Origin of the sequence: Methylobacterium sp. NEAU K (genome assembly GCF_030700285.1) — a bacterium.
Lineage (GTDB): Bacteria > Pseudomonadota > Alphaproteobacteria > Rhizobiales > Beijerinckiaceae > Methylobacterium.
The window spans coordinates 15,818-37,079 of record NZ_JAUYZJ010000040.1 but is presented as its reverse complement, the minus strand read 5'-3'; the positions used below and the strand labels follow the sequence as shown (position 1 = coordinate 37,079).

Here is a 21,262-nt window from a genome sequence, read left to right as displayed (position 1 = left end):
AACCGGCGATGCTGCCGCGTTCGCTGGTACGTCTCGGTCGGGTGGATTTCTGCCAGTCTGCTTCCGTGGGCCGAAGCCACAATACAGGACGTTCACACAGATCATGCTGGGCGACGGGTTTGCGCCCATTGCCGCCGCTCAGCTGAACCCGACAGGATCTCAGAAGCAGACGTCATCGTGAGGGGGACCAGGGCCCTGGCTCAGGCAGATGCATCGGGGGTGACGGCGAGAGGGATCGCCTGCACCGGCGGCGCTTCAACCGATGCCGAGGCCGCGGATGAGCAGGACGGCGATGGCGAGGAGCACGAGGAGCGAGGCGGTGACCGCCAGCGTCACCCGGCCGCCGACCCGGGCCAGCACGCGCACATCCACCCCGAGTCCCAGCGCGGCCATCGACACGATCGTGAGGAAGCCCGCAAGCCGCGAGATCGGCGCGATCCAGGCGTCCGGGATCAAGCCGAGCGAGCGCAGGGTGGCCAGCAGCAGAAAGCCGAGGATGAACCAGGGCACCAGCTTGAAGAAGCCGAGCCGGCCCGGGCCGGTGGGGCCCGCCGCCGCCCCCGCCGCCGGCAGGCGCGGGGCAATCAGCGAGAGAGCCAGCACCACCGGCCCGAGCATCAGCACCCGCACCAGTTTGACCAGCGTGCCGACCTGCGTGGCGAGTTGGCTCACCGGCAGGGTCGCGGCCAGCACCTGCGGCACCGCGTAGACGGTCAGCCCCGCCAGCACCCCGTACTGGTGTTCGCTGAACCCGGCCAGCGGCACGAACAGGGGCAGGCCCAGCACCATCAGCACCCCCAGCACGGCCGTGAACGCGATGGCGGCCGCCACGTCCCGGCTGTCCGCCCCGATCACAGGCGCCACTGCGGCGATTGCCGAGTTGCCGCAGATGGCGTTGCCACAGGCGATCAGCAGCGCCATGCGCACCGGCAGGCCGAGGGCGCGGCAGAGGCCGCAGCTCGCCAGGATGGTGAGCGCCACCGCTCCGACGATGCCGGCCAGCAGCGCCGGACCGGAGGCGACGATAGCCCCGAGACTCACCGAGGCGCCGAGCAGGGTGACGGCCACCTCCAGCACCTGCTTGGCCGAGAAGGCGATCCCGGCCTTGAAGCGCGTCCCCGGCACCCACACGGTGCGCAAAGCCGTGCCGAGCAGGATGGCGAGCACCAGGGCCTCGACGTAGGGGTGGCCGGTCAGGTGCTCCTCGCCCACCTGCAGCGCCTGCGCCACGACGGTGATGGCCCCGCAGAGCAGCAGCCCAGGCAGCAAGCGGCCGGCCGCGACGGCCCAGGCGGAGGGGCGGGCCGGGCCCACAGGCATGGCCTCTGGCCCGATACGGCCGGCGGTTCGGGCGGTCATGGGGCGGCCTCCTGCTGTCTGGTGTCCAATCCGGCGCCGGCGCTCAGTAGGCAGCGCCGAGATAGGCGGCGATGGCCTTGGCCTGATCCTCCGCGATCGGCGCGCGGTAGACCTTGATCATCTTCATCACCTCCGCGTCCCAGAAGGCCTGCCCCTTCTTCGGCGGCTGCATGGCGATGTAGTCGGCCGAGTGGCAGGTTATGCAGTTCTCCTGCGCCGCCCGGAAGCCGGCCGCGTGGCCCGCATCCGGGGACGGCCGGAACTGCGCCGTCGGCTCCGGCAGCGTGTAGGTGTCGGGCGCGGCGCGCGCGCCCGACGCGGCGCAGAGGGCTGCGACCGTGGCCGCGAAACACGGGGTGGAGCTGGCCATGGCGATCCTCCTCAGGCCGCGCGCACGCGGGTGGTCTCGACGACGTTGCGCATGTACCCGGCCGGGTTCCAGCGCGGCTCCATCGGTTGGGTGTCGCCGTCGTTGCCCGTCGCTCGGACCCGGAGCGCGTGACGGCCCGGCGCCAGATCGGCATCGGCCGTCCAAGGCCGGAAGGCGTAGCGGCCGAGATCCTGTCCGAGCTCGGCCGGCGCCCAGGTCCGGCCGTCGTCGGTCGAGATCTCCACCGAGCGGATGCCCGATCCGCCGTCGAAGGCGATGCCCCGCAGGGCAACGCGGCCGGCCTTCACCTGCGCGCCCTCGGTGAGGTTCGTGAGGAAGGAGCGGACGTTGAAGCGGCCGATGGGCACCGTCTTGTCCGGCGCCTTGCCGGGCTCTGTGCACGCGCAGGCATTGTCGGGGATGCGGTAGGCGCTCGTCATCCAGAAGCCCGCGAAGGGCTTGTCGAGGACGGTGATGCCGTTGAGGTGCTTGACCCAATAGGTGCCGTAGAAGCCCGGCACGACGAGGCGCAGCGGGAAGCCGTTGAGCCAGGGCAGGTCCTGCCCGTTCATGCCCCAGGCCAGCATCACCTGCCCGTCGCGGGCATGGTCGAGGGGAAGCGCCTTGGCGAAGTCCGGCGTCTCCGGAAGGACCGGTCCGTCGAGGCCCTCGAACGACACCTGTACGGCCCCGGCCCTGACCCCCGCCTTGTCGAGCACGCTCTTCAGCGGCACGCCGGTCCAGCGGGCGCAGCCCATGGCACCGTTGGCGAGCTGTCCGCCGGCCATGCGCGGTTCGAAGAAGCCGCGGGAATTGCCCGAGCACTGGTTGACCGCGACGAGCTCGGTCTGCGGCATCGCCTTGAGTTCGGCGAGCGAGAGCGAGAGGGGGCGCTCGACCTGTCCCTGGATCACCACGCGGAAGGCTTGGCGGTCGATCTCGGTGGGGATGTCGGCGAGGTGGTAGCGGACGAAGAAGGCGTCGTTGGGCGTGAGAGCGCCCTCGTCGAACACGGAGAACGGCGTCTCCAGCTGCGGCGGCCGCGCGGTCATCTGCAGCAGCGGGCGTTTGCCCGGATAGGCCACGAGCGGCCGCTCGCCGTTGCCGAAGGGGAGGGGAACGCGATCTACAGCTCGACCATCGCTGAGGCCAATACCCGCGCTGGCGAGCGTCGCTGCACCGACCCCTTTCAACAGGTCGCGTCTCCCAAGATCCATTTCCAACTCTCCATTGAGAAACAAAGGTCTGACCAAGATCGCATGCCCGGATCTCAGAGTACGATATCAATCAATTTAAAATGTCAATTTTCTTTGCTGACATGTTACGCTTAATCTATCGAGTTCGTTGCAAAAATTTATGCGGTTCAGATAGTCTATGTTCATATGAAAACTCAAAGTATCGCCATTATCATGAGACATTGACCTGAGAAACTGACAAGCTCCGGATTCTTAATACAGCATGGCCGTCTCTTGATCCGAGATTTGTCGCCAGAACCATTAAATAGCATCTGTACGGTTCGGTTAGAAAAGACGTCGAAACGTGAACATTGCCCACCCCGGTTAAGACGCGAGTTGCCTCCGAGGCCAATATATTTTCTCTTGGAGAACATAGGCAGCTATTATCAGGTTGCATGGGTTGCCGCGGCAACAATGCGCGATCAGCGGAGGGGACATGCTGATTGTGCAGTGCCGTTGGAGTGCCGGCTGCGCTAGAAGGCGCAGGCCTTAGTTCCTTGCTTGGTGTTGGGACGCGAGCCGGTCGCACAGCTGCCAACCGTGCAGCTGCTTCAGGAGTGGGATCAGATTGATGTACGCGGCGATCGCTGAAGCACTCACCATCACGCTCGGATTCGCCCTGATACAGCGCTGCAGAGCTTATCCAGCAGCGACGACGGTCGTTCTGACAGTCGTTATCGCGACGCTGATTTTTACGATCGGGGTGGTCTTGGATCAGCATCTGATCGGCGGATTATGCACGTCCGGCAACAAAACCTTCCTCCCACACCCGTATTGTAGTGGGCTCGCAAGCTTCTGAGGCGGCCCCGATCGAACACCATTTCCAGAGAGTGAGGCCGTGGATCCCGCACGCATCGCGAGATTGAGTGGGATCCACGGCCGGGCATGACGAACCAAGCTTGCAAACCTCAGAGCGGTGAGGAGGAAGCAACCTCAGTTCGTCAGCCAGCTTTGCTGACCATATCCGGAGCGATACCGCTGTTGTTGCGGCGCAGAGACTCGGGTCCAAAGATGTACGCGAGCAACGCGCAGAGCAGGACGACGCAGGAGTACTTCATAGCATCCCCCATGCCGCCCTCGGCCACACTGGCGAGCCAAGCGATGCCGAGAGGAGCGAAGATTGACGGGAGCCGACCGATGGCGACCGCAGTCCCATAGCCCGATCCGCGAATCTCGGTTGGGAAAAGCTCGGCGACATGCACCATGCCGATGGCCCAAGAACCTCCGATTCCGCCGAAGGTAAGCATGCCGGCAAGAATGAACAGGGGGATGGACGCGGTCGAGAACATGACCCAAAGGGCCGCGCTCAAGGTCAGAAGCGTGATCGAACCCGCCAATCTCCGGCCGACGCGATCGGACACCATCCCACAGACGATTGAGAAGACAAACATCGAGAGATTGAAAAGTCCGAGGGTCGCCACCGCGCTGGCCGTCGTCATCTTGAGCGTCGTGACCATGAAGGGCACTGCGAACACCGTCTCAGCATAGTAGATGCATGCCAGTGAAACGTAGATCAGCGAGCCCCAGATCAGATTGCGCCGAATTTGCGGGTCTCGCTTCATGGCAGCTATGAGAGAAACCCGTTCGCGCCGGGCTTCCTTCAGCTTGGCCATCGTGGCGACGTAGGACGGGCTTTCCTCGAGTTGGAGGCGAACGAACAGTATGACGACGGCAGGCAGGATCGCGAGGAAATACATCGCGCGCCAACCCAGCCAATCGAGGATCAGGGCTGAAACGCCAGCCGCATAGACGACGCCGAGGGCATAGCCTGCGAACATCCACCCAGCGCCAAGGCCGCGGTTCTTACTGTCCCAGGACTCAACGACATAGGGAACGCCTACGGTCAGCTCTCCGCCACCGCCGACGCCGGTAAGAAACCGGCCGAGGGCGAAAGAAATCGGGCCGGTCGCGAAGCCAGTGAGAGCCGTCACGCTCCCGTAGGCGAAGATCGAGAATCCGAGCGTCTTTCTGCGGCCGATCTTGTCTCCCAGCATCCCGAAGACGCAGCTACCGAGCATGTAGCCCGCGATGAAGATCGAGCCGATGGCACCCATCGTCTGAACGCCGACGCCGAATTCTAACGCGATAAGGGCCAACGTCATTCCGTATATGTTTATGGCATATGCATCGAACAAATATCCGAGCGTCGCCGCTAGTGTGATCGTGTTGCGTGCCTTCTTCGTGATCTGCGGTTCTTCGAAAGGAATCTCATGCGCTGATATTTCAGAACCAGTTGAAACGGCTCCGTCGGAAATGACTCCGGCACCTAATGTCATGACGTTATCCTCCCAGCATATCTTAGCATTATGATTGCTCGATCCAGCAGGCATCGAATGCCAATGCCGCAACTCAGCCACGGCTCGTTTTATCAGTCTGATCTACCATCGATTTATGGCTTGGCGTGAGCCTGATCGTTGACCGACCCTTCGATGATCTCGATCTCCTGTCAGAGCGAGCGTTCGAGTTCCCAGGTCGTGAGCACAATGTTCGGTGCAGACCTCCATGTTGCAGCGCAAAGACGTGACTCTTCGATGATTGGCTGCTTACCGTCGCTCCGGCTAATAATTATTTGAAAGTTAGCGATAGGAGCGGTCTATTAGTTTGTCCCGCCGCGGATTCGATTGCGCGCCACCGTCCTGCAAACGGCAACCTGGCGAGCGCTCTCCGGTGAGTAAATTAGGATCGGGCTATGGGCTGATCCGAACTTTCTAATATTTTCACGTTCCGAGCGCGAACAGACTGGTCACGTTCTGCGGACATCGGTCCGGAAACAGACCCGCCGGCTCGATCAATCGTTCTAGCCGAAACGTCTCGCCGTTCGCGAAATCCAATAACGAAGGCAACCTGGGAGGATTTAAAGTGGCAGATGGAGGCAAACAAACCATCGTCGATATGCGGAGTCGGCCGGCTTTCCTGCACAAGTTCTTTGGTTCGACACCAGACACTCCAGAATATGACGTCGTACGTTGGCTCAACAAGCGCGTCGGGAGCCGGGATATAGATCACTTTTCCAGGGCCCGCGACGCGGCGGGCTTCGTCGCCGAGATGGACGAAGCGGGCATCTCGGCGGCCATTATGGTCGCCAGGAGTGTACCTGGCGTGCGGGTAGCCAACGACGCGCTGGCCGATGTGGCATCGACCGCTCCGAAGAGACTTCTGGGCGTGGCGTCCGTCGATCCCGTTGAACTCGGTCCGGACGGCGCGCTCGAGGAAGCGACTCGGGCCATCCAGCACCTCGGCCTTAAGGGACTCAACCTCGATGCTGGCTTCTACAAGGAGCACCTCAAGGCGAATGACGACCGTCTGATGCCGCTCTACGAGCTCTGCCAGACTCTGGAGGTGCCGGCCTTCATCATGTCAGGGCCGACGACGCCCGATCTCTCGTTCAACGATCCATTCGCGGTCGATGTCGTCGCGAAGACGTTTCCCAAGCTGAAGCTCGTGTGCTCACACGGCTTCTACCCCCGCGTGCATGACATCGTCACTGTCGCGTTCCGGAACGAAAACGTTTTCGTCTCTCCGGACATGTACACGTTCGCTCCGGGCGGAAAGCTGTACATCGAAGCGGCCAACGGCTTCATGAAGGACCAATTCCTGTTCGGGAGTTCGTACCCGTTTCGGCCGATGCGTCAGGGGGTCGATGATTTTTGCAATCTCGGCCTCTCGGCGGACGCATTTGCGGCGGCGACCCACCTGAACGCCGGCCGCATCTTCGGAACGACCTTCTAGAGATGAACCGCCGTCCCTGAACTCAGCGCGCACCCTGGAGGCCTGGCACGGGGGCCGAGGGCGCGCGCACCGCGCTAGATAGGGAGTCGAGACCATGGCCGAGCACAAGCCGTTCCATCCTGATGTGAACGATTTCCGGACGTTCAATGAAGCGCAGCATCAGGTGCACAGCCTCCTGCAGTGGGTGGCCCGCGTCGAGAACAGCTACGGGCCCGACGCGGGAACGCGGGGTTCGGTCAGGCTCCGTTGGTGCGACAAACGACGCGCGATCAAGACCCACGGTTTCGCCGACGGCTTGGAGCTCGAGCTTCGCGTTGGCGAGATGGTTCTCCAATTCCTCGAAGACGGACGGCCCTCGAATCACGCATTCTCGGCGGAAGAACATTCACCGGCGCATGCCGAGGCATGGCTGCTGATCGAACTGCTGCACAGAGGGGTGGATCGATCGAAGTTCACGAAGAGCCTACCCTATGACGCGTCTCAGCTCCTCTCGGGCGATGGCCAGGAATTCAACCCTGCGCAGTATCAGAAGGAGTTGACGCTTCTGGCCGAGTGGATGTCGCACGCGGCGCACGCGCTTCGGAGTGCCGATCAAGGGCAAGGCAGCGCGACCGACAACAGGATCCTTGTTCGGCCCGAGGATCTCAGCATGGAGCTGGACTGCTCGAAATATGTCGTTGGCTTCAAGCCCGTGGGATCGGTTCTGGACGAGCCGTATTTCTACGTTCGGGGGCGCGACAGCCAGGAGCGCCAGAGTGAGGATTTCGTCGCGGCCTCGCATATATTCAGGAATGCTGAGGGCACCCCGCTCGAAGAATTCGTGCGCGGTCACTGAGACCGCATCGAGAGGCGTTCTTGCGGCTCTCCGGACCGCTCGCCGGCGCGCCGGTCCTCGATGTCGAGCCCGGCTCGGTTCGCTTGCGAATCCTCGAACGCGATATCGATCGTGCGATCGTGCTGGTCAGACCCGCTCGGACTTCTGTGGTAGGCCGAAGGTCGGGCAAGCCAGGGGAGGAAGCGTGGCGTCCCAGTCGGGGGCCGGCACGTTCGACGTTCGGCTCAGGATCTGATCCAGGCCGCCACGCTTGTTGAGGTTCTTCACCGCAGCGACCAGCGCGCTCGCGATCGGCGTGAGAAGCTCTCCCTCGGACCAGTACAACCCGACATCCTGGCTTACAATTGGATCTACGAGATCCAAAGCCTTGGTTCCCGGATGGAGACCCGGCATGCGGGTGAAATGCTCCGGGATGATTGTACACAGTCCGCCAAACTGCACTTGAAACATCAAATGCAAAATCGATTCGGATTCAAGCTTGGGCTCGGGGGCCTGACCGATCTTTGCAAAGACGCTATCCACGAAGCGACGTTCATGCATGGACGGGCGCAGCATCGCCAGAGGAAGCTTCGCAGCCTCGTCCCAGCCCATGGTCGTCCTGTTCGCGTACTCCGGCGTGTCCGAGACGAGGATGCAGCTCTTCTCAGTATAAATCTTGATCGTATTCCGTCGTCCGAGCTCTGTCTCGTCGAGGTATGTCAGAGCCGCATCCAGAGTGAAATTGTTCAGCCCGACCTTCATCGCGTCATGGCCGATAAATCGGACATCCATCACGACGTTCGGATGTTTCTGTCGTACAAGCTGAAGAAGGACCGGCAGGACGGGTGACATGGAGGGCATCGCCCCCATTCTCAGCCTTCCGGAGAGATTGGCGCGCATCTCTGCTATTTCGTCCCGCATGGCGTCGCAGTGACCGACGACTTTGCGCGCCCACTTTGCGACGATCTGGCCTTCGGCCGTCAACCCATGGAAGCGTTGCCCGCGCCCTCGCAGAAAGACCGGTACTCCGAGTTCCAGTTCAAGCTGTTTGATGCCGACCGAGAGGCTCGGCTGAGTCACATGACACTTCTCGGCTGCCCGACCAAAATGTTCCTCGTCTACTACGGCAAGCAGGTAGTTGAACTGACGCAGGAACATAGGCGCTCCGCCCTATTGGCATTTTTTCACCTCAGCCCTGTAGCAGGCATATTATAATGCTACGTGGGGAGGAGCGGAAAGTAAAGCTAACGGCGCGGTACCGGTCCCTCGAATCCCCGAATTGCAGGGCATGGCCACAAACCTAGCGAAACGCCAAGGTCGTGGCCATCATGCCGCTGGTCAGCAGGAGGACGGTTGCGGCCACGGTCCGGAGCGCTCTCTGTTCAATGTGGTGGGAGATCCAGGCGCCTGCCGGGCAGCCGACCATAAGGCCGACGGTGAGCGCGATCGCAATCGCGTAGTCGAGCGAGCCGAAGAACATCGCGCCCCCGGTCGCCGTGATCGCCACGGGAATCTGGATCGCCTGGCCCAGTCCCACCGCACCGAGGACTGGGAAGCCCAGCCAGATGAGAAGGGGTACCAGGACGAGCGGGCCGCCGGTTCCGGTCACGGCCGAAATCAAGCCGACCAGGCACCCGACCAACATCGCACCGGCAACGCCAAAGGCGATCTGCGGGCGCGAGGGAAATTCGACCCGGCTCTTGAGGAGGCTGTGAATGCCCGCAACGCCTGCGAGGCACGCAATCGTCACCTGGACGATGAAGGGATCGGCCGTCCGAACGATCCAGGCTCCGGCTAGAGCTCCAGGGACTGCGCCCAGGCAGAGCAGCCCGGCGAGCGTGTTGTTGATCGATCCGTTCCGGCCGAACGCGAGCGTTCCGGCCAGTCCGGTACCGATATAGCCCGCCATGGCCGCAGCCGCCGCCGTTCCGACGGGAACGCCGAGGGCGAGCGACAGGATCGGCACGATGATGACACCGCCGATCCCGACGCAGCCAATCATCAGGCCGGCGACGGTGCCGACGAACAGTAGATTCAACGCGAGCGGCGTGACAGCGGCGGCGAGCATGCGAGCCTACCCGAACTTGTCGTACCGGATGCGATCCGGGGTAACCTTGCCGCTGCCGATGAGCGTCCGAAGGGCTCCGTCGACCATCGGCGGAGGACCTGCAAGGTACGACATCATCCTGTCGGTGAAGCGGCCATCCATGGTCCGCCCGCAGACGTCGTGCACCATGCCGGTCGCAAAGCGAATACCCGGGTGTGCAGCTTCCGCCGCCCCCTGAGGCGGGGCATCCGACAACGCGATCGTGACCTCGAGCTTCCCACGCGCTCTGTCCACGTACCGACTGAACTTCTCGAGATAGAAGCAATCGTCGATGGTCCTCACTCCAAAGAAAACATGCCCCTCATGGACGTCGAAGTGTCCTTCGTTCGTCGCTCTCTCGAGGATGGACATCATTCCGGCTATACCGGAGCCACCGGCTACCATCAGGAGATCATGGCCTTCATCCGGATGGAACGTGGCTCGGCCGAGTGGGCCGAAGACATCGATAGTATCAGCCGCGACTGCGCGCTCGAAGAGCCAGTCTCCGAACCCACCCCCTGGCTTGCGTTTCACCACCAAGGACAGGCGGCGAGTCCGGCGCTCGTAGTTTACCATCGAATAGGCGCGCATACCGTCCAGGCCGGGGACCCGCAGCAGGACGAACTGCCCTGCATCGAACACCATCGGTTCGGCGAGAACGACATCGAAATGGAGGACGTCCGACGTCAGCCGGTCGAGCCGCTCGATCCGGCCATTGTGGTGGGTCGGGCATTCGTGTCGAGGGAATCCTTCCACGACGCTGGCCGGAACCCGAAGTGAGCAATCCCCGAGCGGACGCGTCTGACACATCAAGATATCGCCCTTCGCGGGCTTGATCTTCGCGTGCCCGGGCGCATCCGGCCAGCAATTGGCGACCTCCCCCGAATCCAGTCGAGCCCGACATGATCCGCAGGTCCCCGAAGCGCACTCGTAGGGCAGTGTGAGGTTCTGCCTGAGGCCCGCCAGCAGCAGGGTCTCATCCCGGCCGCATGCGAAAGCGACGGGCCCCGCTTTGGACTGCACCTGCACGCGGACGGCGTCCTCCGACGAGGTCACCGCGCGATCCAGCAAGCGATCGCCGCCATTCAGCTCCGAAGTAGACGCTTCCGTTTCAGTTAAAGAAATCGTCGTCATCCTCGCCATCCTCGTCGAAGTCGTAGGTGATCTCCCCGTCGATGAGGGCGAGAACCCTGCTGCCTTCCTGTTTGACCTCGTAGGTTTTGAGCTCCTTCTCGGTCTCGCCGATCATCGACAGATTCTGGAGATCCCACGCCCACAGATGCTTCGTGCAGGTCAGGATGCAGTTCGCGATCACGCCGGACTCCGCGAGGGGCTCCTCCATATGCGGGCAAATCGGCGGCATGGCCCTGAAGCCGGTGCCATAGTTGGCAACAAGCACAGAAACGCCATCGACATCGACCAATTTGACGGTGTTGGTACCGACTTCCGAGGCGTCGCACAGATACTTCCAGCCCATGTTTCCTCCGCGGAGCGCAACTGGCGTCAATCCTATTTTGGCATTCCAAAAAAGACGGTGGGCGATGCCAGAACAAAAGCTCCGGTTGACCGCCCGAAAGCGGACGACATCCGTCAGATCGGCCAATGCGACCCTTTATCGAGGCGTCGGTTCTGAAGGCGGACCTCGCGATCGACGAACACAGGACGCCCCTCTTCGATGCGAAATTTGTCGATGTACTTGCCGACAAGGAACAGCCTGCTTTCTCCGGAGTCGACATGAGAGTTCGTCCCGTCGAGCAGATGCTGGTAGACGGCCACAGAGCTGACAGCCGTTGCATTCTTGCCGTCGGCGTCGACCTCGACGGTGCAAACGTTCGTGTGGCGGCTGAGGGGTGAGTGATCGGTGTTGTGCTTGGGAAGAAGCTTAATCAGGCTCTCCATGTCTTTTCGACCACCCTGGAGATAGGTCATATCGTAGCTGATCTCAGGGCTGTACGACTTGATCGCATAATGAAAATCGTCAGCACAGAGATCGAGCCAATCGTTCCAGCGTTGATCGTCGAGATAGATGGTCGCTCGGCCGATTGCCTCGCGGACGGCGCTCGCAGCATCCATGGCGAAACCCTCCCAATTGTCGTTTTCTGTTATCAAGCCTGTTGCGTGTGCCGAGCGGCGGCCCCGGTTGAGTCGCCGCCCGGCGATCGTCCGCTATTCCGCAGCCATGAGTTTGCGCTCGGCGAAGACCTTGTCGGGATCGTTCGGCATTCGGTTCATCCAGCGACCCCACTCGTCGTAGTAGTGCCGCATGCCGTTCTCATCGTGGATCGTCTGGTTTTCCTGTCGACCATGAAGGACGCGGCGGGGTTCCGAACCCGGGCGCATCGTCGTGCCCTGGCCCTGTACGCCGATAAGATCCTCGTGCAGGTTCCGGCCGAACGGTCCCCAGATGGAGTTGTGGTGATTGATCCGGGTCTGCCGGTCTTCCTTGCTATCGCTCTTCAATCCGAGGCCGCGAAATTCGATCATGAGCTTGTTCGGTCCCAGCGGGGTGACTGTGTCGCACCGGAGCGCCGAACCGCGCAGGTTGAAGTTCATGCCCGGGAACAGGTCGATCATGTACCATTGATTAGGCGGCAGATGTGGGAAGGAGAGCTCGGCCCGACTTTCGAACCCCTCATACTGATCGTAGTTCACCTCAAACGTGCCGACGACGATGTGCCCGTTCTCGAAAGATTCGTTCTTTCGAGCGAAATACGCGTCGTTAAAGCCGGTGACGCGATTATGATAGTGCATGAAGTCGTGATAGAACTCGCAATTCGTGTCGTGCCAGAGCTTGTAGTTGGTTTCCACGATAGCCTTGTGGTAGTGGAAGACCTCGAGCGGCTCAGCTTCCAAAGTCCTACGCAGGCATTCGAACGGCTTGCCTGCCCAATCTTCGAGTGAGACAGGATTGTCGTCGAGATTCACCCAGACGAAGCCGCCGAACTTGACCTCGCAACGAAGGCGGCGAAGACCGACGTCTTCTTTGCGGAGGCGATCCTGATATCCCTCCTTCTCGCGGCTCACGTAGACGCAGTTCCCCTTCATGTCGAACTGCCAAGCATGGAACATGCAGGTCATACGCTTGGGGTTTCCGGATGGCTGGGGTTCGAAGAAGCTTCCCGCCGGCCGCCGTTCGATGATCATCCCACGATGGGGGCAGACATTCAGGAACGCGCGGATGACGTTGTCCGGGCCGCGGCAGATGACAACCGGCTCGCGCGCGATGCTGGTGGTTCGGAAATCGTAGGGCTTCGGGAGTTCGGACTCGTGACAGACGGGGATCCAGGTCTTCTTGAAGATCTTCTCCATCTCCTCCTCGAAGATGGCCTCCTCGGTATAGATGCGACTGTCGATCCACTCGCTGCTCTGCAGGGGCGGATTTGCAGTCCACTGATTGTGGTTTCTTGCAGGCATCTGGTCTCCTCCCGGTACGGCCACGTAACGTGTCGCCATGACAGGCTTCTCGGCCCGGTCATCAAGTGATCGATGCCGCTAGCCACGAGGGCGGACAGATGATTATCCTTGAGAAGCGAAGGATGTAGGTACTCGCTCAGAAGGAAAATGCTCTCTGCACTCGCCCGGGGCGTCACAGCACTCGTCTGAGGATGGACCAGGGAACCAGCGGCCGATAATTGAATCTTTTTATGGGCTCATAGGTCTGGCAGGCGGGATGACGCAGATCTGACGGGTCGGCCGCTCCTCGTCGGAGCTCGTCTCTGAGTTCGGCTTCCGGTGGACGTGACCCCCGAGGGTCCGTCCGATGCGCTATGAAGCCCAGCCGAGGCGCCAGAGGATCGCGACGGCTGGGGCGCAGAGGAAGGCTTCGGCGGGGCTCAGCTCACGCGGCGCCCGCGCGCCGCCGTCAGCACGAGGGCCGTCGCTGCGAGCGTGAGGGGTGCGAATGACACCCAGAGGACCCTGTCCCAGCCGTAGCTCGTCAGCAGGCCGCCGGACGAGAATGAGCCCAAGGCCACCGATCCGAACACGATGAAGTCGTTGACCGACTGCACGCGCGTCCGTTCCTCCGGGCTATGGCACTCAAGCACGAGAGCCGAGGCGCCCACGAAGCCGAAGTTCCAGCCGAGGCCGAGCATGATCAGGGACAGCCAGAAATGCGCTACGTCCGCACCCGCTAGCCCGACGATCACGGCTGCGCCGATCAAGGCTAAACCGGTCGCCACAACCCGGTCGGCACCGAAGCGCGCGATCAGCCGCCCGGTAAAGAAGCTTGGGCCGTACATGGCGATCACATGCCATTGCAGGCCGAGATTGGCATCCTCCTGCGCGTGGCCACACAGGCGCATCGCCAAAGGCGCGGCCGTCATGACGAAGTTCATCAGCAGGTAGGACACGGCCCCGCAGATCACAGCGATGATGAAGCGCGGCTGACACAGAATCACGGCCATCGGTCTTCCGCGGGAGATGTCCTCCGCGGCCGGTCGGGGCAGCCGAACGCCGGACAGGACGAGGGCTGCCACGGCAGCGACCACGGCCTGAGCCACGAAGGTGGCGGCGAACAGGTAGGGGGGCCACAAGTTCATGGTGAAGGTGACGAGTTGCGGACCGATCACGCCAGCGAAGACACCACCTGCCATGACCGCGGACAGCGCCCGTGCCCGCCGTTCCGCCGGAACGCAGTCCGCGGCGGCGAAGCGGAAGGAGAAGACCACGGCTGCGTAGGCCCCCCCGAAGAACATCGCCGCGCAGAACAGCCAGAAGTTGGCCGCTACGATCGCCCAGGCCGAGAACAAGCCGACAAACACGCCGCATCCCGTTCCGACCATGAAGGCGGTGCGGCGTCCATAGTGCCGGGCGATGCTTCCGGCCGGCAATGCGCAGGCGGCCATCCCGACGACGAAGGTGGAGATCGGCAGGGTCGCCAGGACCTTGCTGGGCGCGAGCATGTTGCCGACAACGGCGCCAGTCGCGAACACGACCGTCGAGTTCGCCCCTGCGAGCGCCTGCGCGATGGCCAGTCTCACCACGTCGGCGGTCCCGGATCGGACGGCGGCGGCAGATGCAAGCTCGGCTGCCGAGGCAGTGGCGTGAGACATCGAGAAACTCAGGTTTCGATCAACCGCACCAGGCACATGAGGCTGCTGCAGGCAGTGCGGATGGCCGGCTGGGAGATCGGGGTCGGTGATCGCAGGGCTATAGCGGTGCCCCGCTTGTCCGTATCTCGACGGGATGACAAAGCATGTAGAGGTTCGGACAACGTGAGGATGGCGGGTGATGTGGGAGCCGCTTGAGCCACCACCCGGTTTGGCGCCGCCCGAACCCATCACCGTGCGGGCGCAGCCCATTCCAGCCCGGCGGTATTTCGCCGAACACGCGCATCATTGGCACCAGATCGTCTACGCCACCACCGGCGTGCTGACGGTGGTGGTTGAGGGGCACTCCTTCGTGATCTCACCGGAGCAGGCTGTTTGGCTGCCGACCGGCGTCCGGCACCGGGTTGGATCGCTTCTGGGCGCCGCGTTCCGCAGCTTGTGGATCGCGGATGAAGCAGGGCGTGGGGTCGCAGAACTTCCGACGGTGTTTGCCGTCCGACCGTTGCTGCGGGCGTTGATCCTTGAGGCCGTGGCGATCGAGGAGCAGGAGAGCCACGATGGCTACGCTGGCCGTGTCAGCGCCCTGATCCTCGATCAGCTTCGTCGCGCGCGACCTCTTCCGTGGGCACTGCCCTGGCCGTGCGGAGGCCCGTTGGTCGGCCTCTGCGAAGCTCTCTACGCCGACCCGGCAGACTCCCGCGGACCGGAGGTCTGGGGCCGCGAACTCGGGATGTCGGGCCGGACCCTGGCAAGGCGCTTCGAGGTCGAAGTCGGTATGAGCCTGCGTTCGTGGCGGCGACGCCTACGCTTGTTCAAGGCGGTCGAGTTGATGGGCGGTGGACTGAACGTAACGCAGACGGCGATGCAACTCGGCTACGGCTCGACATCCGCGTTCGTCTTCGCGTTTCGCACCGGCATGGGCTGCAGTCCGCGAGCCTACATGCGCGAACAGGGGACGGAGTAGCCCAATCAAGTGCGCATCGCCTCGACCGGCTGTTCGAATTAGCTTGGCCACCGCTGGTCCAAGTTGATAGGCGGCGCGTTCGGCGGCAGCTTTCGAGTTTCTTGCAGACCCAGTTCTTCGGTGAGACTGTGTCGGTAGGGGCTTGTCCGCTTCCGGCGGACCTTCTCTAAAACGGACCAGCGGGATTCGGCCAGATTGAGCCGGCTGCTTCGCGCCCAACGCAGGCATTCAGCAGGTCCGCTTTCTGGTAGGTTGAAAATGACGGTGAATGCCAGCCGAAGCGGCGACCTATCGTTGCGCCTGATCACCCACCGTCATGTCGATCATACTGGCGGTGCCGCGCGGCATTGAGCGCGCTACAGGCGTTGCTTGGGGCGGCCGTGAGGCCCGCAGACATCAAGCATCGCCCGTCGGATCTGCCGTCCAGTGTTGAAGCTGCTCGTCATGATCGCCCCCGCAGGAAGCCCCTGACCTAGACGGCAGGCGCAAGCGGCAAAAGCGCCGCGGGACAGGCGGCGCCAGCCAGGGAAGTGCCAAACCGACCGAACTCTCTCGCTGTCAGCGCCGGCTTATCCGAGCCGAGGCGGGGTGGCCAGGCACTTTGAACCGCTTCCCCGTATCGGTGATCTCGGTGCCATTAACCCGTAAGATCGAGAAGTCCTGGTCGAGATAGTTGCCGACGAGCAGGTAACCTCCGTCCGGGGTGAACACCGCCGCCTCCGGCAATCCGCCGACCTCAATCTCTTTGATGTTCGTCACCCTCTTCCCGTCGATCTTCAGGACGTTGAGGCTGCCATTCTTATTGTAGAAATAAGCCTTCTTGCTCGCGTTCGAGCCCCTGAGGATGACCGCCACCCCGACATCACCCTTGGGGCTGATGGCGATGCCTTCCGGGCCATCTCCAACGACCACGCGGTCCGTGATCCGCGGCGGCTGGGCTTCAAGATCAATGACGCTCACCGTGTCGACGCTGCCGTCCGAGGCGCCAGAATTGCCGTTATCCGCGGTGAGCGCGATCTTGCCCGTGGGGCTCACGACAACATTGTAGGGCCAGGGGCCGGTCGGCAAATCGAGCTTGTTGTAGGTCACCTTGCCGTCCGCGCCGATGTCGAGCAGCGAGGCCTTGCCCATCGGGAACTTGACCGCCACGGCGTGGCGGCCATCCGGCGTGAAGGCGACCTGTGAGACGACGTCGCCCATGGGCACGGTGTCGACCAGTTTCACCTCGGTACCCTTGATCGACAGCACGGCGACGGCGTTGTCGGCGCGTAGGGCCACCAGGGCCATGTCGCCGTTCGGGCTGATGTCCAGTCCCGACGGCATCTTGCCGACCTGCACCGTGGCGGCGAGCTTGGGCGGATTCGCCTTCAGGTCTATGACGTAGACCTTGTCGTCCGGCACCTGCTTGAGCGCCTCGGCCTCCTTGATGACACTGACGGAATCCGCCACCAGGGCAATCGAGCCGCTCGGATCTATTGCGATATTGGCGGGTGGACCCACTACGGAGTTTTTCAGCGGCAGGTTGGCGACAATCTTGGGGTCTTCCGGGTTGGCGAGATCGACGACAAGCACATTGTCCTTGCCAGGAAGCGACATCACCGGCTTGCCCTCGTCATTCCAGACGACCTTCTCGTCATTGCCGACGATCATGTAGGGCGCGCCGAGCACGGACGTGCTACACAAACCGGTCACAAGCCAGGCGCCGAAACCTGCCGCTATCGAGACACGTGCCATCGCTGCTCCCCCCTCGCGGCCTGAGCCACTTGCCGACTGCGTTTTCTCCCGGGGGTCAGTGTAGCGGTGCCGCGCGCTTTCACAATTCCGCGCGACTGCTTTCCGGGGCCGCCGGTTCCGATTTGCGAAGGCTCAAATCTCGGGAAGGCGGTTCAACCTGCCAGCCGGCTTGGTTGCGGCCCACCGCTGAGCTGTCGCGCGCACCTGAACGGTTACATGCCCCCCCGCGGAGCGCTTGCTCTCGGGCTCGAACCTTCGCTGGTCGGCATATGTAGCCGGACTCGGGAGTGTGTCTGATGATGGCTAGTCCATCAGTGACCGGTTTCGGGCTGACGGGTTTAGAACAACAGTGCCGCAGGTCGGCGCGAAGCCGGATGTCTGGTTCTGGGCGCCGGGCCAATCTCGGCTTCCCACCCTTTGCGGCCACTCAGCTAGCTCTCGCAGCTTCTCCGAAGCGGACGTTAGAACTCCTCGTCGCGGACGAGCCACTGCCCGGCCATCGGATGTCACTGCGCCAGTGTGCGAAGCTCCCCTCGAGCGAGGCCGATCAGGGTCCGACCGAACAGCCAAGCGATTACCAGCGTCGCGAGCGTGAGCAGGCTGAGGGCGAGAATATCGGTCGCAAGCCCCGGCTGCGCCGTCGCAACCCGAAGAGCCGCAACCGCCGCTGCGGCGAGGGGGAAGCTCACGCCCCACCACGACACGCGGAACGGGCAGCTCCGACCGAACCGGGCGAGCTTCGGCAGCAGCACGGCGAGCAGGAACAGCGCGACCGCGAAGAGCGCCTCTGCGAACAGATCGACCGTGCCCGTCGTCGCGACATAGGCCGAGAACCCCACCGCGAAGGGCGCGACGAGGATCAGGAGCGACGGCTGCAGGGCTGCGGGGAGCGGCGCCTCGAACAGAAGGCGTGACAGGATCAACGTGAACAGTGGCATGGCAAAGAACAACCCCACGGCCAGCGCGAAGATCATTGCCCCCTGCATCGGCGGCAGGCCGAGCACGGGAAGGGCGAGCGGCACGTCGAGGAGGCCGACCACCGGCACGATCCAGGCCGGCGTCGCATGGGCCGCCTGCTGCCTGTCGCTGAGCCATCGGGTCACGATCAGCCACGCGAACAGGGTCATGCCGGCGGCACCTACGACCCAAAACACGCGCGCCAGGGCGAGGCTCAGGGGCGCCAGCGGGACCGGTAGCAGGAGCAGGCTGATCAGCGGTGTGCCGAACAGGTTGCCGGCGACGGGATGGCGGAACTCGGCCCGCAAAGCCTGGGGAGCGACGACTGCCTTAACGGCGTAGCCCGCCGCAATTGCGACGAAGGCGGCGCAGGCGACAAGCCCGATGCCCTCAGCGACCCAGAGAGGGGCCCCGTACCGGGCATGCGCCAATGTCCAGGCGACGCTCAGGCCGGTCAGCCCCATCACCGCCGCGAACAAGCCGACGGGCAACGCCTCGACCTGCCGCCAGCCTCCCGGAAGCTTTGGTTGCTCCGGAGAGCGATGGGCGGTTAGGGCGGCTTCGGGGGCGGGTGCGCCCTGCGCGTTCTCGACGACCTGCAGCATCGACCTACTCCCACTCACGCAGGCACCCGAACGCCTGTCGTATCAGCCGACATTGTAGCGGGCAGCCGGCACTTGGTGGGAGAGGTTGGGACCCAGTCGGAACCGGGCTGCCTCAAAGGCCTGCCAGTCGGCGATGTCAGGCAGCGAGGGGATCGTGACGGTCTCGCCGGCATCGAGGCCGGCGAGCGACGCTGCTACGAGGTCGCGGGCCTCCATGATCATCTCCGCAGGGATCTGCCCAATATCCGCGCCCGCCCGATCGAAGAATTCGGTGCGGGTGACGCCGGGCAGCACCGCCTGGAGGCGAACGCCCTTGCCGCCGACCTCGGCCGCGAGCCCCTGCATCAGGGCGAGGACGAAGGCCTTGTGCGCTGCATAGCCGGCGTTGAAGCGCTGGGGGACGAGAGCGACGACCGAGGAAACGTTGACGATCGTTCCGCGGCCCCGGTCGGCGAAGTCTCTCGCCGCCGCGAAGGTCAGCGTCTGCAATGCCCTGACGTTGAGGTCGAGCATCCCGTCGTAGAGCTCCGCCGGACTGTCGAGGGAGACCCCCAATGGCCCGAACCCGGCGCAGTTTACGAGGAGCCGGAGACCCGCATCAGTAACGACGCGGTCTCTGCCCTAGGCGCCAGGTGCACACGCCCTGATCCGGATCTTTCTTCGACCGCGAGGGATCATTCGAGACATCCAAGGGTTCCCATGTTGCACCGCAACCATCGCTGCGATCACCCGGCGGCCGCGTGAGTATCCCGCTGCCGCTCGGATCCTGTGGCCTGCCGCCCCGGCAGAGCCTGGATCGATGGCTCTCGGTAATAAGGACCCCTTCATGCGCCTCGAACTCTCCCTGGCGGTTTCAGCCCTTCTGCTCGGTCTCACGCAACTCCCGGCTCGGGCCAGTTCCTGCGCCGAGCAGATCGGGACGATCGAAAGCCGTCTCGACAGCGCCGGCGCTGTTCACGTCGCCGGTCTCCCGGACGGCCACACGATCCGCAGCAGCCATTCGTCGAAGGCTCTCGCAGCAGCTCCAACGGGCGAACCCAGTGACGCGACGATGATCCCCACGACGGCGCACGTCGCTGACGCGCGTCGACTTCTCAGCCGAGCCATCGAGGAGGATCGCCAGGGGCATCAGCGGGCGTGCGAGGACACGATGACCCAAGCCAAGGGCATGATCGGCGCGCTGCCGTAGGGCGGCGCAGGAACTCCCGGATCGGCACTCAACCCGCGCCGACGACTAGGCTGCATGGCTTCAGAGCGATCCGATTGATCGAGGAGCATGTCCCGCAATCCATTTGGATCACCTCATGACACGCCATTCCTCCACCGGCCGTTGGCTTGGACCGACGCTATTCGGATCCGCGGCAGCGCTCGCCGCATCGGCGCTCTACGCTGCCTCGCAGACGCGGGCTGCCGAGCGTCAGACCCCGCCGATCGGCCAGTTCCTGACCGTCGATGGGGTGCGACTGCACTACGTCGAGCGGGGCCGCGGTGAGCCGCTGGTGCTGATCCACGGCAATGGCATGATGATCCAGGATTTTCTGGTCAGCGGCATCGTCGACGATCTCGCAAAGCGCTATCGCGTCATCATTATTGACCGACCCGGTTACGGCTACAGCGATCGCCCGCGCGGCCTCTGGACGCCACGCGTGCACGCCACGCTGTTCCAGAAGGCACTCCAGCAGCTCGGTGTTACACAAGCTGTCGTGCTCGGGCACTCCTGGGGTGCATTGGTCGCGGTCGCCCTCGCGCTTCAGGCTCCGCAACTCGTCCGTAGCCTTGTCCTGGCATCCGGGTATTACTATCCAACGCTGCGCGCCGACGTCATGCTGTCGTCCCCGGTGGCGATCCCAGGAATCGGCGACCTGATGCGCCACACTGTGTCGCCGGTGGTTGGACGGATCCTGCAGCCCGCCCTGATCAAGGCCATGTTCGCGCCCGCCGCCGTTACGGAGCGCTTCAACCGCAGATTTCCGAAAGCCATGATGCTGCGGCCTTTGCAACTCCGGGCCTCGGCAGAGGACGCCGCGCTCATGACGCCGGTGACGGTCGAGCTTCAGAAGCACTACCGCGACCTCAAGCTCCCGGTGGTGATCATCGTAGGCGGAGACGATCAGATTGCGGACGTCGACCGGCAGTCGAAGCGCTTGCACAGCGAGCTACCGAACAGTCATCTCATCGTCGTCCCCGGCTTAGGCCACATGATCCAGCATCTGGCACCGAGAGAGGTCATCGCCGCGATCGACCTCGCATCGGAGCTGGTTCGCGACGCTGCCTGACGAGCAGAGGGTTCGGATCCTCAGGTCGCGATCGTGCGATCTCCGTATGCAGACGCACCGGTTCGTCGACGAGGTCGGGTCG

The 21,262-nt window shown here is 63.2% G+C and carries 19 protein-coding genes and 1 pseudogene; 6 read left to right on the top strand and 14 right to left on the bottom strand.

Annotated elements, in window-relative coordinates; genetic code table 11:
- Positions 1-255: 255 nt before the first annotated feature.
- The 3 genes from Q8W67_RS23355 to Q8W67_RS23345 are packed head-to-tail and all read right to left on the bottom strand — an operon-like array spanning position 256 to position 2,946.
- Positions 256-1,359, bottom strand: a complete 1,104-nt coding sequence (locus Q8W67_RS23355) for a YeiH family protein (protein ID WP_370693938.1) — start codon at positions 1,357-1,359, stop codon at positions 256-258.
- 43 nt (positions 1,360-1,402) lie between these two features.
- Positions 1,403-1,729: a cytochrome c gene (locus Q8W67_RS23350; protein ID WP_305550231.1), complete on the bottom strand. Its 327-nt coding sequence runs from the start codon at positions 1,727-1,729 to the stop codon at positions 1,403-1,405.
- Positions 1,730-1,740: 11 nt separating this feature from the next.
- Positions 1,741-2,946: a molybdopterin-dependent oxidoreductase gene (locus tag Q8W67_RS23345; protein WP_305550230.1), complete on the bottom strand. Its 1,206-nt coding sequence runs from the start codon at positions 2,944-2,946 to the stop codon at positions 1,741-1,743.
- A gap of 589 nt (positions 2,947-3,535) precedes the next feature.
- On the opposite strand from Q8W67_RS23345, the gene Q8W67_RS23340 reads away from it, so the two are divergent.
- On the top strand, positions 3,536-3,763 hold the full coding sequence (locus tag Q8W67_RS23340) for a hypothetical protein (protein ID WP_305550228.1): 228 nt from the start codon (positions 3,536-3,538) through the stop codon (positions 3,761-3,763).
- A gap of 142 nt (positions 3,764-3,905) precedes the next feature.
- Here Q8W67_RS23340 and Q8W67_RS23335 read toward each other — a convergent pair whose 3' ends face one another.
- Positions 3,906-5,240, bottom strand: a complete 1,335-nt coding sequence (locus Q8W67_RS23335) for an MFS transporter (protein ID WP_305550226.1) — start codon at positions 5,238-5,240, stop codon at positions 3,906-3,908.
- A 616-nt stretch (positions 5,241-5,856) separates the two neighbouring features.
- Between Q8W67_RS23335 and Q8W67_RS23330 the strand changes: the two genes are divergently transcribed.
- Positions 5,857-6,693, top strand: coding sequence for an amidohydrolase family protein (locus Q8W67_RS23330; RefSeq protein WP_305550245.1), 837 nt, complete (start codon positions 5,857-5,859; stop codon positions 6,691-6,693).
- 94 nt (positions 6,694-6,787) lie between these two features.
- Positions 6,788-7,528, top strand: coding sequence for a hypothetical protein (locus Q8W67_RS23325; RefSeq protein WP_305550224.1), 741 nt, complete (start codon positions 6,788-6,790; stop codon positions 7,526-7,528).
- Between the two features lie 126 nt (positions 7,529-7,654).
- Here Q8W67_RS23325 and Q8W67_RS23320 read toward each other — a convergent pair whose 3' ends face one another.
- The 7 genes from Q8W67_RS23320 to Q8W67_RS23290 all read right to left on the bottom strand — a co-directional run bounded on the left by Q8W67_RS23320 (position 7,655) and on the right by Q8W67_RS23290 (position 14,647).
- Positions 7,655-8,665 (bottom strand): LysR family transcriptional regulator, encoded by a 1,011-nt coding sequence (locus Q8W67_RS23320; protein ID WP_305550222.1) that lies wholly within the window; start codon positions 8,663-8,665, stop codon positions 7,655-7,657.
- 142 nt (positions 8,666-8,807) lie between these two features.
- Positions 8,808-9,575, bottom strand: coding sequence for a sulfite exporter TauE/SafE family protein (locus Q8W67_RS23315; RefSeq protein ID WP_305550220.1), 768 nt, complete (start codon positions 9,573-9,575; stop codon positions 8,808-8,810).
- Between the two features lie 6 nt (positions 9,576-9,581).
- Positions 9,582-10,727: a 2Fe-2S iron-sulfur cluster binding domain-containing protein gene (locus tag Q8W67_RS23310; RefSeq protein ID WP_305550218.1), complete on the bottom strand. Its 1,146-nt coding sequence runs from the start codon at positions 10,725-10,727 to the stop codon at positions 9,582-9,584.
- Positions 10,705-11,196, bottom strand: a complete 492-nt coding sequence (locus tag Q8W67_RS23305; protein WP_305550216.1) for a Rieske 2Fe-2S domain-containing protein — start codon at positions 11,194-11,196, stop codon at positions 10,705-10,707. The genes Q8W67_RS23310 and Q8W67_RS23305 overlap by 23 nt, the downstream gene beginning before the upstream one ends.
- On the bottom strand, positions 11,184-11,666 hold the full coding sequence (locus Q8W67_RS23300) for a nuclear transport factor 2 family protein (RefSeq protein ID WP_305550214.1): 483 nt from the start codon (positions 11,664-11,666) through the stop codon (positions 11,184-11,186). The genes Q8W67_RS23305 and Q8W67_RS23300 overlap by 13 nt, the downstream gene beginning before the upstream one ends.
- A 93-nt stretch (positions 11,667-11,759) precedes the next feature.
- Entirely contained in the window at positions 11,760-13,046 is a 1,287-nt protein-coding gene (locus Q8W67_RS23295) for an aromatic ring-hydroxylating dioxygenase subunit alpha (protein ID WP_305550212.1), read from the bottom strand.
- A gap of 380 nt (positions 13,047-13,426) precedes the next feature.
- Entirely contained in the window at positions 13,427-14,647 is a 1,221-nt protein-coding gene (locus Q8W67_RS23290; protein WP_305550210.1) for an MFS transporter, read from the bottom strand.
- Between the two features lie 178 nt (positions 14,648-14,825).
- On the opposite strand from Q8W67_RS23290, the gene Q8W67_RS23285 reads away from it, so the two are divergent.
- Positions 14,826-15,608: a helix-turn-helix domain-containing protein gene (locus tag Q8W67_RS23285; RefSeq protein ID WP_305550208.1), complete on the top strand. Its 783-nt coding sequence runs from the start codon at positions 14,826-14,828 to the stop codon at positions 15,606-15,608.
- A gap of 558 nt (positions 15,609-16,166) precedes the next feature.
- Here the strand turns inward: Q8W67_RS23285 and Q8W67_RS23280 are convergent.
- The 3 genes and pseudogenes from Q8W67_RS23280 to Q8W67_RS23270 all read right to left on the bottom strand — a co-directional run.
- Entirely contained in the window at positions 16,167-17,342 is a 1,176-nt protein-coding gene (locus Q8W67_RS23280) for a YncE family protein (protein ID WP_305550206.1), read from the bottom strand.
- A gap of 506 nt (positions 17,343-17,848) precedes the next feature.
- Positions 17,849-18,904: an SLAC1 anion channel family protein gene (locus tag Q8W67_RS23275; protein ID WP_305550204.1), complete on the bottom strand. Its 1,056-nt coding sequence runs from the start codon at positions 18,902-18,904 to the stop codon at positions 17,849-17,851.
- A gap of 42 nt (positions 18,905-18,946) precedes the next feature.
- Positions 18,947-19,486 (bottom strand): annotated as a pseudogene (locus tag Q8W67_RS23270) (SDR family NAD(P)-dependent oxidoreductase); the annotation flags it as partial.
- 244 nt (positions 19,487-19,730) lie between these two features.
- On the opposite strand from Q8W67_RS23270, the gene Q8W67_RS23265 reads away from it, so the two are divergent.
- Both Q8W67_RS23265 and Q8W67_RS23260 read left to right on the top strand, forming a co-directional pair.
- Complete coding sequence (locus tag Q8W67_RS23265; RefSeq protein ID WP_305550202.1) at positions 19,731-20,093, top strand: hypothetical protein; 363 nt, start codon at positions 19,731-19,733, stop codon at positions 20,091-20,093.
- A 115-nt stretch (positions 20,094-20,208) separates the two neighbouring features.
- Positions 20,209-21,180, top strand: coding sequence for an alpha/beta fold hydrolase (locus Q8W67_RS23260; protein WP_305550200.1), 972 nt, complete (start codon positions 20,209-20,211; stop codon positions 21,178-21,180).
- The last annotated feature ends 82 nt before the right edge of the window (positions 21,181-21,262 follow it).